Here is a 12,684-nt window from a genome sequence, read left to right as displayed (position 1 = left end):
TTCTGGCAGGGTATTTTTACAACAGAGTGAGATCATGACGATAACTAAAGAAAACACCTACAACTATCGAGTTGTACGCCAATTTTCTGTCATGGCTGTAGTTTGGGGAATAGTCGGCATGCTCGTAGGCGTGGTGATTGCGACTCAACTGGCCTGGCCGGAATTTTTAACAGGGATACCTTGGTTGAGCTACGGACGTTTGCGTCCCTTGCACACCAATGCAGTGATTTTCGCCTTCGGCGGATGTGCACTGATGGCGACGTCATACTATGTTGTGCAGCGCACTTCCAACGTCCGGTTGTTTTCGGACGGTTTGGCGGAATTCACGTTCTGGGGTTGGCAATTGGTGATCGTCGCGGCGGCCATCACGCTGCCGCTCGGGTACACGCAGGGTAAAGAGTATGCTGAACTCGAATGGCCTATCGACCTTTTGATCGCCGTGGTGTGGGTCGCGTATGCCATCGTGTTCTTCGGTACGCTGGTCAAGCGCAAAGTCGAGCATATTTATGTTGCCAACTGGTTTTACGGTGCATTCATCTTGGCCGTCGCGATTCTGCATATCGTCAACAGTGCGGCGATTCCGGTTTCGCTGACTAAATCCTACTCGGCTTACGCCGGTGTGCAGGATGCGATGGTGCAGTGGTGGTATGGACATAATGCGGTCGGTTTCTTTCTGACTGCCGGTTTCCTCGGCATGATGTACTACTTCATTCCTAAGCAAATCGATCGTCCGGTGTACTCGTACCGTCTGTCCATCGTCCATTTCTGGGCGCTGATTTTTACTTACATGTGGGCGGGGCCGCATCATTTGCATTACACCGCTTTGCCGGATTGGGCACAATCGATCGGTATGGTGTTTTCACTGATTTTGCTGGCGCCATCTTGGGGCGGCATGGTCAACGGTATCATGACTTTGTCGGGTGCTTGGAGCAAGTTGCGTTCTGATCCTATCTTGCGTTTCCTGATCGTTTCGCTGTCGTTCTACGGTATGTCGACCTTCGAAGGTCCGATGATGGCGATTAAAACCGTCAATTCACTCTCGCATTACACCGATTGGACTATTGGCCATGTGCACTCGGGTGCCTTGGGTTGGGTCGGTTTCATTTCCATCGGCAGTTTGTATTACCTCATTCCACGTCTGTTCGGTCAGACTGAAATGTACAGCAAGCGTTTGATTGAGGTGCATTTCTGGGTTGCCACCATCGGTGTGGTGCTGTACATCGCTTCGATGTGGATCGCCGGTGTGATGCAGGGCTTGATGTGGCGTGCGGTGAATGAAGACGGTACCTTGACGTATTCCTTCGTGGAATCAGTCAAAGCAACCTTCCCGTACTACGTGATTCGTCTGACCGGTGGCGCGATGTATTTGAGCGGCATGGTAGTCATGGCTTATAACGTGGCGAAAACTTTGATGGCTGCCAAGCCGGTCAATAATGCGATTCCCGCATTGCCGACCGCGCATGCATAAGTCAGAGAAATCAACAGGAGAAATGTAATGCGTAAATTTACTCACGATCTGATCGAGCGCAACGTCGGCCTGATGCTGATATTGGTTATCTTGACGATCAGTGTCGGTGGTTTGGTGGAAATCGTTCCGCTGTTTTTTCAGAAGTCGACCACGCAGCCGGTGCAGGGTATGAAGCCCTATACGCCGCTGCAACTGGCCGGTCGCGATATTTATCTGCGTGAAGGTTGCTACGGCTGCCACTCGCAGATGATCCGTCCATTCCGTGCGGAAACCGAACGTTATGGTCACTATTCGGTGGCTGGTGAATCGGTCTACGATCATCCGTTTCAGTGGGGTAGTAAGCGCACTGGTCCGGATCTGGCGCGCGTCGGTGGTCGTTACAGCGACAACTGGCACCGCGATCACTTGACTGATCCGCGCTCGGTGGTGGTCGAATCGAATATGCCGGCTTATCCGTGGTTGGCCAAGTCGCCCTTGGATCCATCCGATATCACGCCGAAACTGCAAGCGATGAAGACACTTGGTGTGCCATACACCGATGCCGACATCAAAGCTGGTCCGGCGGAATTGGAAAACAAGACTGAGCTTGATGCCTTGATCGCTTACTTGCAGGTTCTTGGTACGGCAATCAAAAACAAAAACTAAGAAGAGTGTCTCCTTGGGTTATCACTTTTTAAAAAAGGGAAAATTATGAGCTTTACAATCCTGAGCAGTGTGGTGACGGTGATCAGCCTGATTGTTTTTGTGGGCATCGTCTACTGGGCATTCAGTTCCGGTAACAAGGAGCGCTTCGAGAAACTGGCTCGCTTGCCAATTGAAAATGAGGATGGAAAATAGTCATGGCTGATTTTTTTAATGAATGGTGGGGAATAGGGATCGCCATTGTTGTGGCCATCAGTATTGCCGCCTGCGCACTGCTGTTGTGGTCGCAGTCTAAGGTGAGAGTCAAGATCGGTACTGACGGCAAGCCTTTGCCGGCGGAAACGACCGGACACGTTTGGGATGGCAACTTGATGGAGCAGAATAATCCGTTGCCATTGTGGTGGAAGTGGTTGTTTTATCTGACCATCGTGTTCGCCATCGGCTATCTGATTGTGTATCCAGGCTTTGGTGCCCGTCAAGGCAGCTTGGGTTGGAGTCAGGTTGGCGAATATGAAAAGGAAATGAAAGATGGCGAGGCGCAGTACGGTCCGGTTTTCAATAAATTTCTGGCAATGGATATCAAAGAGGTCGCTAAAGATCCGCAAGCCCATGAAATCGGCCAACGGCTGTTCTTGAACACGTGTTCGCAGTGTCACGGTTCGGATGCGCAAGGTGGTAAAGGCTATCCGAATTTGACCGATACCGACTGGCTCTATGGTGGCGATCCGGAAACGATCAAGACCACGCTCAATGAAGGTCGTCACGGTCAAATGCCACCGATGGGTGCCGTGGTCGGTACCGATGATGATGTACGCAATGTCGCCAATTATGTGCTGAGCTTGTCGAATTCGGCGCATGATCCGATTAAAGCGGCGATCGGTAAGCCGAAATTTGCGGCTTGCGCGGCTTGTCATGGTATCGACGGTAAGGGTAACCAAGTGCTCGGCGCACCGAACTTGAGCGACAAAATTTGGCTCTATGGCGGTGATATCAATACCATCATGGAAACCATCAATAAGGGTCGCAATAACCAGATGCCGGCACATAAAGACATTCTGACGCCAGCTAAGATCCATTTGTTGGCAGCCTATGTGTGGAGTTTGTCGAATAACGGTACGGCAGCCCAGGTCAGTGACACCGATGTCCCTGCGATCAAGCAAATTTCAGCTGCCACCACGCTTGATAAGTAAGTTTTTGCAGTACAAGTAATTATTTAATAAAGACGCAAAAAATGAAGCATATCCCCATCATCCCGGTGCCTCTTGACGAGGTTGACCTTGCCCTGTTTGAAGAGCGCAAGAAGATTTATCCGCGTTCGCAAAAAGGCTGGTTCGCCTCATGGCGCTGGGTGTTGGTGGTCATTACGCAGTTGATGTTTTACGGTACCGTGTGGTTGAACTGGAATGACCGGCAAGCCGTGCTGTTCGATCTGGTTACGCGTAAATTCTATATCTTTGGTATTGTCTTTTGGCCGCAAGATTTTATTTATCTGGCCGTGTTGTTGGTGATTTCAGCTTTATCCCTGTTTTTATTTACCGCTGTGGCTGGCCGCCTGTTCTGCGGTTACGCCTGTCCGCAAACCGTGTATACCCAAATTTTTCTTTGGGTAGAACAACGGGTTGAAGGTGACCGCAATGCTCGCATTAAACTCGATGCCGGGCCGCTGACGGCGCGTAAATTTTCTTTAAAATTCATCAAGCATTTTATTTGGTTGGCGATCGCCTTATGGACCGGCTTTAGCTTTGTCGGCTACTTCACACCGATTCGCCAATTGACGCTGGAAGTCGCCGGCCTTACTTTGGGGCCGTGGGAGACGTTCTGGCTTCTGTTTTATGGTTTTGCCACCTATGGCAATGCCGGTTGGATGCGCGAGCAAGTGTGTAAGTATATGTGTCCGTATGCGCGCTTTCAGAGCGCCATGTTTGATAAAGATACCCTCATCGTCACCTATGACAGTGAACGCGGCGAGCCGCGCGGTTCACGCAATAAAAAAGTCGACTTTAAAGCGGCCGGCCTCGGTGCTTGCGTCGATTGCGGCATCTGTGTTCAGGTTTGTCCGACTGGCATCGATATTCGCAACGGCCTGCAATATGAGTGTATTGCCTGCGGCTTATGTATCGATGGTTGTGATCAGGTGATGGATAAAATGGGTTATGAGCGCGGTTTGATCCGCTACACGACCGAACACGCGCTGGTTGGCAAGCTCGATAAGCAAGCGATGTGGCAGCGCGTATTCCGTCTGCGCACGCTGATTTATGCAGCCATACTCGGCCTCATCATTCTTGCCAGTGCGGTGTCGCTGTACTACCACGTGCCCTTGAAAGTCGACGTGATCCGAGATCGCGGTCAGCCACGTATCACCGAAGCCGGTGAGATTGAAAATGTCTATCGCTTGCAAGTGATGAATACTCAGGAGTCACCGCGTCGTTACAGTGTGCGGGTGCTCGGTGTGCCGGGTGCTGTGATTCTCAATAATGCCGATATCGACGTCAAGTCAGCCACGGCTCGCGCCATGCCGGTACGGGTACGGGTGCCGCCGAATGTGCTGCAAATCGGTTCGAACCGTATTCGCTTCGTGATTCAAGATCTCGATGCCGAGGATGTGAGTGTGACGGAAAAAGCAGTATTTATTGTTCCGCGATAGCGTTGCTGCTGGTTTTATTCAGACGAATTTGATTGTATGTTTGCCTCTCAAGGCTTTTTGGAGGAAAGTATGGAAGCTGTATTGATACCGAAGAAAATCGATAAATGGTACAAAGAACCGTGGTTGTTGCTGGTTGTTGGTGGGCCTGCGATAGTGGTTTGTGCCAGTATTTTTACCGGCGTGTTGGCGTATCTCGGTTCCGATAAAGTGGTGGCCGAAGATTATTATAAGCAAGGCTTGATGATTAATACCGATATTCGGCGCGATGCCAAAGCCAGAGAATTGCAGTTGGCGGCAAATTTGACGCTCGATATGAATGCCGGAAAAATTCGCCTGCAATTACGCGGTCAAGGCGTATTGCCGCAAACTTTACAACTGAGTTTGGCCAATGCCGCCGAAGATGGCAGTTCGGTTAATGAAGTCATACGTCGTTTGCCGATGAAGCTGATCAGCGACGGTCGTTATGAAGGCGATATCAAGCTGGCCTCGAATATTTCTTCGAGTGCTGTTAAATTATTCCATATTAAGTTGGAAACGAGCGACTGGCGCTTGACCGGTGATTGGTATGAGCCGACCCAAAAGCCGGCCGCATTGTCGGCCGCGCGCTGAGTGTGTTCGGCGCTTCTCTGAGGGGAAGCTGGAGCAGCGCCCAGCGTAGTATGGGATAGCAGATTTCACCTGGTACAAGGAGGTAAGAACATGGAACAGAACGCGCATCCTCAGCATATGTTGCGACCGATGTTGATGATAGTTTTGTGGCCGGCGTTTTTAATGGCGGCGGTAGCGACCGGCTTGTTTTTCAGTTTGGTCGATCCGATGGAGTTGATCATTTTTGATCGACGTTTGCAAATGCATATCAGCGGTGTCTACACGCTGGGATTCTTTATTTTCTGGATGCTCGGTATTTTATCCAGCGGCTTGACCGCCTTATTGGCGCAAAAGGCCACTTAGTGTTGACGCTTCCCTTGGTATTGGCGGCCATTACTGCCGGACTGGCTGGTGGCGTGCATTGCGTTGGCATGTGTGGCGGTATTTCGACTTTGCTGACACAGGCGGGGACGCGCCGTATCATACCGATAGGCTCGGCAGGGTCGCCGGTCGTATCAAGGCCGCGCACGGCGCTGCGGTTTCAAATTCTGCTGCAAGCCGGGCGGCTGACTACCTATATGCTGATCGGCGCGGTGCTCGGTGCGCTCGGCAGTGCCGGCATTTTGCTGCCGCCGCATTGGCCATTGCATCAAATTCTGTATGCCTTCGGTAACTTGGCCTTGATTTTTCTCGGTTTGCGCGTACTCGGTTGGCGTTGGCAAGTGACTGCCTTGAGTAAGTGGGGTGCCAACTTACAGGCGCGGCTGTTTGCCGCTTTACCGGCCTTGAAGCATGGCTTACGTTGGCCGTTTTTGATCGGTATGGGCTGGGGCTGTTTGCCGTGTGGCTTGCTGTATGCGGTGTTGCCGTTCGCCTTATTATCGGGCGCAGCCTGGTCGGGTGCCGTGCTGATGCTGTTGTTCGGCTTGTGCGCCTTGCCGCATCTCTTGCTCAGTCAGGGGATTTTTCATGCCATTAGCCGCGTCGGCGTGCCACCGGCTGCACGTTACGCTGGTGCGGTGCTGCTCATTGGGTTGGGAAGCGCAGGTTTTTTCTACGTCGATATGCAGAACATGCCGGGATTTTTATGTGTGGTACCGCTGACTTGAGTGCCGCTGAATCGTTCAGGCTTTGATGTCGAGCAGCGTGCCCAAAGTTTGATCGGCGCTTTTCACCACCTTGGCATTGATGGCGAAATTGGCTTGGTAGGTCAGCGAGTTGACGATCTCGTTGTTGAGATCGGTTGCACTGGCTTGGCTGCTCGCTGTACTGGTACTTGTCGTGGTGCTGGCATTGGCACCGGCTTGGCTGATATTGACTTGGACGCCGGCCCCAGCATTTTCTTTAAAACTGACTTGCTGCGGCGTAAAACCGTCGGTTTCGGCGTTGGCAATATTGTGGCCGGCGGCATCGAGCGCAGTTTGATTGGCACGCATACCCGATAGGCCGCTGCTTAGTGATGAAATAGACATGACATGCTCCGCTAAGAAGAAACTGCTTTGAGCTTAGTCGATTTTTTCATGATTTGCAGAAATATTTCGCATTGGCAAGCTGATTCTCAAGCTTGTGCCATCGCTACCGCGGCTGTTTATCTGGAATTCTCCTTGCATGGCCTTGACTCGTTCGCGCATCCCGACCAAGCCGAATGACTGCGTTTTGCGCATATCTCCCTCATCGATGCCTTTGCCGTTATCGCTGATACTGAATTCCAATTTGCTCGGCGTGCGTTCAAATTCAATGCGTACTTCGCTGGCCATGGCATGCCGTACAACATTGGTGAGCGACTCTTGTACGATGCGGAAAATCGCCGTGCTGTGGGCATCATCGAGTGTCAGTTGTTCTTCATCGGCGATCAATTCGCATTCTATGCCATGCCTTTGTGTGAAGTCTTTACGTAAGCTTTGCAGGGCAAAATACAGACCACCCTCGTCGAGGGCACGTGGACGTAAATCGGTAGCGATGCGGCGCAAGGTGGTAATGGCGGTCAGAATTAGCTGATCCATGCTGTGTATGGTTTGGCCGCTGCGGCTGGTCAGTTGTTGATCACGTTGTAGCAGCGAGAGATCCATCCGTAGCGCCGCCAGCAGTTGGCCTAAATCGTCATGCAATTCGCGTGCGATGTGCTTGCGTTCTTCTTCGCGTATGGTTTGCAGGGTGGATGACAAGAGGCTTAATTGGTCGTGGTAGGCGGCCATTTTTTCTTTGGCGATTTTGCGTTCGCTGACGTCGCGGAAAATCACGGTGTAATAGCGTTTTCCATCTTCCAGTTGATGCGCTATCGAGGCCTCGAGTGGAAATTCCTTGCCATCGGCACGGCAACCGGTGACGTAAAAATCTTCGAAGTGCGTGCCCATTTTGCGTCGAGTGACGCCGGCCGCACCGAATTGTTGGACGTGATCTGCGTGCGTATGGCGGTGACGCGGCGGAATCAGTCGGTCGAGCGAACTGCCGGTCAAGGCTTCTACCGTATAACCGAAGATGAAGGCGGCCGCCGGATTGACCAACACAATGTTTTGCTGATCATCGACGGTAATGATGCCATCGATGGCGGTATCGATCATGCGACTCAGACGTTCGCGCTGCAAGCTCAGTTCGCGAGCTGAATTGGCCAGACGAGCAGTAGTTTGCGCCAGACTGGCATAAGGTTTGTGGATATTGACTGCCACCATGCTGCGGTAAATCGCCACGGCGGCGCATAATTGCAGCACATGACCGATCACGACATCGATCTCACTCGCTCTGGCGTACAGTGAGAAATACACTTCGGACAGGGCCATCATGGCGCTGGCCAGCAGTAATGGGGTGCGGTCGATATGCAAGTGTTCGGCGATTTGTTGGCGTCCGAAGCGCAATGCATGGCGATAAAATAATATCGCGCTCAATCCATTGGCGCCGATCAGGCCGGCTTCACAACTGAGTTTGAATGAGGTTTGGCCATAGCCTTCGAGGTAGGTTAATGGAATCAACGAGGGGAAACTGAAGATGACGCCGGCCCAGCACGCGGTGATCGTCACGCCGACCAGCAGCAGGGTATTCGAGTGGCGTTCGCTGATTTCCGAGTCTTGCGGATCGAGTGCCAAGCCTAGCAGGGTGGCAGCGATGATGGCACGTGAGGCCAGCCAAAAGCTTAGCGATTTGTGCATATCGGTCGCACTGTCGAAGCCGGGCATGCCGCGAAAGCTGATCGCATGCAGTAAGCCGAGTACTGCGGCACATAAAAATGCCACGGCCAGTATCACGCTGCTGATTTTGCGCACTTCACCGAAGGCATTCCAACAGACGATGAATACTGAGGTAAAAATAATGATCGTTATCGTTTCCAGCAGCATGTGCAGTGGCAGCGCATGGTGAATGACGATGTTCGACAAGCGTTCCTGCGTGCTCCATAAAATACCAGAAACCAAAAACAGCAAGGCGCACAGCCAGCGCGCGCGCTGCAGTGCGGGACTCAGAAACAGGGCGGTGGATGGCATGGCTGGGCTCGGTGGCGAAAACATTTTCTATATTACAAGGAATCAAGGTATGGAAGGGCGCGTTGCGGATAAAAAAATGGCACTCGAACAGAGTGCCATCGATTCCGCTTGCGCGTGAACTTAATGTGACATGAATACCGGCACGGTCATGCTTTCAAGGATAGTTCTGGTGACGCCGCCCATGATCATTTCGCGCAAGCGCGAGTGACCGTAGCCGCCCATGACCAGCATGTCGCTGTCGAAGTCATGGGCCAGCGAGAGCAGGGCGTTGCCGATGTCGGTGGAGGTCTTGTGCACCGAGACTTCGACTTTGATGCCATGCCGGGCCAAATACAGGGCGATGTCGGCACCTGGTTGTTCGCCGTGCGCGTCGGGCACCGACTTGGTATTGAAAATCGCCACTTGCACCAGCTCGGCTTTTTTCAGCAGCGGAATCGCATCGGTGACGGCACGCGTCGCTTCGCGACTGGCATCCCAAGAAATCAGCGGACGTTTGCCGATGTGGTCGAATTCGCCGGCATACGGGATGATCAGGGCCGGGCGACCGGAATTCATGATCAGGTATTCAGGAAAATCGGGCAATACCGATGGCGATGGTTCATCACGATTGGTTTGGCCGATCACGACCAAGTCGCTGTACCGCGCTTGCAAGCCTATGCCGCCGCCGGCTTCATCATTGGCGATCGCACTCTCGAATGAAGTGACGCCGCGTTGGGTGACTTGTTGATTAAATACGGCGATGGCTTTTTCTGCGCGTTCGCGTAAAAAATTCAGGTGTATCGTCAGATTGGGGTCGCTGGCGCTGATATTGCCATCTTGGTAGATGAAGCGTGACACGCCGGTGACGGCGGTACCGATCAGGTGGGCACCTTGATCGAGAGCGAGTTGCGCGGCCAAATCGACGCGCAGTTTGGAACGGTCCGATTCATCGACGTGTACCAGTATCGTTTTGTATGACATCTTGAGCCTCCATAGATAAAATTAAACGCTTGCTTTGCGTCAGACACAAAGCATACGGTATTTGTGGATTATGCAGCGACGGCTGCTTCGCTACCCCATTGCGGCAACAGCTTTTTACCAACCAATGCCGTTACTTTGTCGCTGACTTTACTGCGTGCCTTAGCCGGTGGCAAGCGGCGCAGGGTTTTTAAGGTCAGTATATCGATGAGGCAGATTTCACGCTGATCGACACTGATCAAGCCCATTTCATTGAAGGCCGACAGGGTACGGCTGACCGTTTCCAGCGTCAGTCCCAGATAGCTGCCGATTTCATGGCGCGTCATGCGCAGATTGAAGGCGCGGCCGGAATAGCCGAGTAAGCTGAAGCGTTCGCCCAGACTGGTCAGGAAACGCGCGACTTTGGCTTCGGCACTCAAGGCACTCAACATGCCTATCATTAATTGTTCGCGCACCAGTTCGCGGCTCATCACCGAAAACATCGCATGCTCGAGTTCGGCATAGGTACGGCCGAGCGCAGCGAAGGTTTTATAGGGTAGTAAAATGATGTCGCAATCGGACAAGGCCACCGCTTCAGAAGCATGCTGTTGGTTATGGATGCCATCGATGCCGAGCAAATCACCTTTCATCGGGAAGCTCAGGACTTGTTCATTGCCGTATTCATCGATAAGCACAGTTTTGAGGAAGCCGGAATTAACAATGTACAGCGATTCGAAATTCTGGCCTATCGTATGCACGCGTTGACCGGCTTTGAAGCGCACATGTTGAAACAATATTTCTTCGTCGCCGCTGCTGGCCGGGGCCGGGATGTGCAAGAGCTCGCAGACTTCGCGTAAATTCGACCACAAATTACCATGGCAGCGCCAGCCCGCCTCGCTACTCAAGGGCAGCACCTTGCTGAGCGGAAGTTTGCTGCTGCTCGGGCGGGAAGAAATTGCGGTAGTGTTCATGTCAGTCTCCTGAAATACGAGAAATAGTTTAATTGATAGTATTGAGTGTGATCGGTGCTTGCCAGCGGTGCAGTACGGCGGGAATCATGGCGAAATCGGTCGATTTATCGAGGAAACTGTCGGCACCGGCGCGTAAGGCATGCAGACGATTTTCAGCGTTGGAATGGTTGGTCAAGATCAGCACTTTCACTTCCGGTTTACTGTGCTTGATATCTTTGAGCAATTGCATGCCGTTGCCTTCGCCGAGTTGCAGGTCGAGTAACATCGCGTCGGTATTGCTGTGGATGACGCGATCGTAGGCAGTGGTGACGTCGGCGGCGACCCCGATAACATGGATGCCGGGGATTTCTTCAACGAAGCGTATGAGTCGGTTCTGAATTAAGACGGAATCTTCAACGATAAATAAATTCATGATGCGTGCGTGCTTGGACACTGCTTTGTTTGCTTGTGTCCATTATCACGCTTACGAACTTTGATTTATATCAGTCGATGCTGATTTGACTTGTAGTATTTAGCGCCGCCCGTATAGGACGATTCCTACACGTTGGGCGCTGAGCTTCAGACTGCGGGGACGAGGAGATTGTGTGCGACGGCGTATTGCACGAGGTCAGAGAGGGTATGCATTTTCATTTTTTGCATGATGCGCATTTTGTGCGTGCTGACGGTTTTGACACTCAGATGCAGCAGTTCAGCAATTTCGGTGATGGTCCTGCCTTTGACCAAGTGCGAGAATACTTCAAACTCGCGGTCCGACAGGCTCAGATGTGGCAGGCTGTCATCGGCCGGCATGGCATTCATGGCCAGTTGTTCGGCCACTTCGATACTGATGTAAGGTCGCCCGGACGCGACCTTGTGCAGCGCTGTCACTAATTGGGTGCCGGCACTTTCTTTGGTCAGATAGCCGCGTGCACCGGCACGAATGGCGCGCACGGCATACTGCTCTTCTTCATGCATGGTTAAAATCAGGATCGGCAGCTTGGGGAATTCTTCTTTGATTTGACGAATCAAATCGACGCCACTGCGTCCCGGCATCGATAAATCCATTAACAAGACATCGAAGCTGGTACTGCGTACTTTTTCCAGTGTATCGAAGCCATCGACCGCTTCGCCGACGACGACGATGTCTTCATTGCCGTCGAGGATGCGCTTGAGCCCTTCGCGCATGATAGTGTGGTCGTCGGCAATCAGAATACGGATCATGTGTGAATTTTCATCGCAGTGGTGGCAGGCAAGCCGCTGCAATTTCATTCGCGCTTCCCAAGATTTGCACCATTGTACTGTACAAAAGCGCGCCAGAGCCCGCGACGGCTTGAATGCCGCCGCCTTGGTGTGGTAACTGTGCGTCAATCAGCGCACTTTCGTTCGGTGCACCAGCACTGCGATGTCGCACAGTGATAAGACCTTGGCGGTGGTACTGCCTAGCAGTAATTGCCCTAAGCCACTGCGTCCGTGTGAGCCCATGAAAATCAAGTCGCAGCCCTGCTGGCATGCGGTGCGGACGATTTGTTTGGCGGCTGAATCGTTGAACTCGACCACGCCGGTGAAGGACACGCCGGCTTCCTCGGCCAGTGTGCGTGCGGCTTCAAGATAGCTGTCGCCGACCGTGCGCATGGTGGCTTGATAATCGGCTTCGGTTGGCGTGTTGGGTGGGATGATGTCGATATAGATAGGGTACTGGTAATTGCCAGCGACGAAGACAGCGACGACTTGCGCCTCAATTTGCTTGGCGAAAGCGATGCCGGCAGTAATGCCGGCCGAGGCCAGTTCGGAGCCATCGGTGGGCAGTAAGATTTTGTGGTACATGACCAATCCTTTCAAGGCAAGCGTGTGCTGTCTTCATCATCCTAGCTATGGCGTCGGTAGCGCTTGAGCAAGATCAAACTTCATCAAAAATCTGACTAGGGTTTGAAACCCCGGCCTTCAGAGGCTGTCGCAAAAGCCTGATGGACGTTTTTTACACCT

General features: G+C 52.4%; 15 protein-coding genes. 8 read left to right on the top strand and 7 right to left on the bottom strand.

Annotated features, from left to right (window positions below):
* Positions 1 to 34: 34 nt before the first annotated feature.
* From ccoN to QN359_RS08795, 8 genes are all read left to right on the top strand, one after another.
* Positions 35 to 1,468 carry a cytochrome-c oxidase, cbb3-type subunit I gene (ccoN, locus tag QN359_RS08830; RefSeq protein WP_322248856.1) on the top strand — a complete coding sequence of 478 codons (1,434 nt, stop codon included), beginning with the start codon at positions 35 to 37 and terminating at the stop codon, positions 1,466 to 1,468.
* Positions 1,469 to 1,495: 27 nt separating this feature from the next.
* A complete protein-coding gene (gene ccoO / locus QN359_RS08825; RefSeq protein ID WP_322248855.1) occupies positions 1,496 to 2,113 on the top strand; it encodes a cytochrome-c oxidase, cbb3-type subunit II in 618 nt (205 codons plus the stop codon).
* A 45-nt stretch (positions 2,114 to 2,158) separates the two neighbouring features.
* Positions 2,159 to 2,305 (top strand): cbb3-type cytochrome c oxidase subunit 3, encoded by a 147-nt coding sequence (locus QN359_RS08820; RefSeq protein ID WP_322248854.1) that lies wholly within the window; start codon positions 2,159 to 2,161, stop codon positions 2,303 to 2,305.
* Positions 2,306 to 2,307: 2 nt separating this feature from the next.
* Positions 2,308 to 3,300: a cytochrome-c oxidase, cbb3-type subunit III gene (gene ccoP / locus QN359_RS08815; protein WP_322248853.1), complete on the top strand. Its 993-nt coding sequence runs from the start codon at positions 2,308 to 2,310 to the stop codon at positions 3,298 to 3,300.
* A gap of 41 nt (positions 3,301 to 3,341) precedes the next feature.
* On the top strand, positions 3,342 to 4,754 hold the full coding sequence (gene ccoG / locus QN359_RS08810; protein WP_322248852.1) for a cytochrome c oxidase accessory protein CcoG: 1,413 nt from the start codon (positions 3,342 to 3,344) through the stop codon (positions 4,752 to 4,754).
* Positions 4,755 to 4,823: 69 nt separating this feature from the next.
* Positions 4,824 to 5,363, top strand: coding sequence for a FixH family protein (locus QN359_RS08805; RefSeq protein ID WP_322248851.1), 540 nt, complete (start codon positions 4,824 to 4,826; stop codon positions 5,361 to 5,363).
* A gap of 90 nt (positions 5,364 to 5,453) precedes the next feature.
* A complete protein-coding gene (locus QN359_RS08800) occupies positions 5,454 to 5,705 on the top strand; it encodes a hypothetical protein (protein ID WP_322248850.1) in 252 nt (83 codons plus the stop codon).
* Entirely contained in the window at positions 5,705 to 6,451 is a 747-nt protein-coding gene (locus QN359_RS08795; protein ID WP_322248849.1) for a sulfite exporter TauE/SafE family protein, read from the top strand. Before QN359_RS08800 ends, QN359_RS08795 begins: the two co-directional genes overlap by 1 nt.
* A 15-nt stretch (positions 6,452 to 6,466) precedes the next feature.
* Here QN359_RS08795 and QN359_RS08790 read toward each other — a convergent pair whose 3' ends face one another.
* The 7 genes from QN359_RS08790 to QN359_RS08760 form a co-directional block, all read right to left on the bottom strand.
* Positions 6,467 to 6,814, bottom strand: coding sequence for a flagellar basal body rod C-terminal domain-containing protein (locus QN359_RS08790; protein WP_322248848.1), 348 nt, complete (start codon positions 6,812 to 6,814; stop codon positions 6,467 to 6,469).
* A gap of 33 nt (positions 6,815 to 6,847) precedes the next feature.
* Positions 6,848 to 8,815 (bottom strand): MASE3 domain-containing protein, encoded by a 1,968-nt coding sequence (locus tag QN359_RS08785; protein WP_322248847.1) that lies wholly within the window; start codon positions 8,813 to 8,815, stop codon positions 6,848 to 6,850.
* 120 nt (positions 8,816 to 8,935) lie between these two features.
* Entirely contained in the window at positions 8,936 to 9,775 is an 840-nt protein-coding gene (locus QN359_RS08780) for a universal stress protein (protein ID WP_322248846.1), read from the bottom strand.
* Between the two features lie 68 nt (positions 9,776 to 9,843).
* On the bottom strand, positions 9,844 to 10,722 hold the full coding sequence (locus QN359_RS08775) for a helix-turn-helix domain-containing protein (protein ID WP_322248845.1): 879 nt from the start codon (positions 10,720 to 10,722) through the stop codon (positions 9,844 to 9,846).
* A gap of 28 nt (positions 10,723 to 10,750) precedes the next feature.
* Positions 10,751 to 11,134, bottom strand: coding sequence for a response regulator transcription factor (locus QN359_RS08770; protein WP_322248844.1), 384 nt, complete (start codon positions 11,132 to 11,134; stop codon positions 10,751 to 10,753).
* 146 nt (positions 11,135 to 11,280) lie between these two features.
* The gene (locus tag QN359_RS08765) at positions 11,281 to 11,922 is read right to left on the bottom strand and encodes a response regulator transcription factor (protein WP_322248843.1); all 642 of its coding nucleotides are present in this window, start codon (positions 11,920 to 11,922) and stop codon (positions 11,281 to 11,283) included.
* A 147-nt stretch (positions 11,923 to 12,069) separates the two neighbouring features.
* Positions 12,070 to 12,525: a universal stress protein gene (locus QN359_RS08760; protein WP_322248842.1), complete on the bottom strand. Its 456-nt coding sequence runs from the start codon at positions 12,523 to 12,525 to the stop codon at positions 12,070 to 12,072.
* Between the last annotated feature and the right edge of the window lie 159 nt (positions 12,526 to 12,684).

The sequence above is a fragment of the Undibacterium sp. 5I2 genome (assembly GCF_035019605.1).
In the GTDB taxonomy this organism is placed as follows: domain Bacteria; phylum Pseudomonadota; class Gammaproteobacteria; order Burkholderiales; family Burkholderiaceae_D; genus Undibacterium.
Note: the sequence above shows the minus strand (reverse complement) of the source record. Positions and strands in the feature narration are given on the sequence as shown.

Coding starts and splice junctions, on each gene's coding strand:
- QN359_RS08785 (WP_322248847.1), bottom strand. CDS start 8,815: ATGCCATCCACCGCCCTGTTTCTGAGTCCCGCACTGCAGCGCGCGCGC.
- QN359_RS08780 (WP_322248846.1), bottom strand. CDS start 9,775: ATGTCATACAAAACGATACTGGTACACGTCGATGAATCGGACCGTTCC.
- QN359_RS08820 (WP_322248854.1), top strand. CDS start 2,159: ATGAGCTTTACAATCCTGAGCAGTGTGGTGACGGTGATCAGCCTGATT.
- QN359_RS08790 (WP_322248848.1), bottom strand. CDS start 6,814: ATGTCTATTTCATCACTAAGCAGCGGCCTATCGGGTATGCGTGCCAAT.
- QN359_RS08775 (WP_322248845.1), bottom strand. CDS start 10,722: ATGAACACTACCGCAATTTCTTCCCGCCCGAGCAGCAGCAAACTTCCG.
- QN359_RS08760 (WP_322248842.1), bottom strand. CDS start 12,525: ATGTACCACAAAATCTTACTGCCCACCGATGGCTCCGAACTGGCCTCG.
- QN359_RS08770 (WP_322248844.1), bottom strand. CDS start 11,134: ATGAATTTATTTATCGTTGAAGATTCCGTCTTAATTCAGAACCGACTC.
- QN359_RS08800 (WP_322248850.1), top strand. CDS start 5,454: ATGGAACAGAACGCGCATCCTCAGCATATGTTGCGACCGATGTTGATG.
- ccoN (WP_322248856.1), top strand. CDS start 35: ATGACGATAACTAAAGAAAACACCTACAACTATCGAGTTGTACGCCAA.
- ccoP (WP_322248853.1), top strand. CDS start 2,308: ATGGCTGATTTTTTTAATGAATGGTGGGGAATAGGGATCGCCATTGTT.
- ccoG (WP_322248852.1), top strand. CDS start 3,342: ATGAAGCATATCCCCATCATCCCGGTGCCTCTTGACGAGGTTGACCTT.
- ccoO (WP_322248855.1), top strand. CDS start 1,496: ATGCGTAAATTTACTCACGATCTGATCGAGCGCAACGTCGGCCTGATG.
- QN359_RS08765 (WP_322248843.1), bottom strand. CDS start 11,922: ATGATCCGTATTCTGATTGCCGACGACCACACTATCATGCGCGAAGGG.
- QN359_RS08805 (WP_322248851.1), top strand. CDS start 4,824: ATGGAAGCTGTATTGATACCGAAGAAAATCGATAAATGGTACAAAGAA.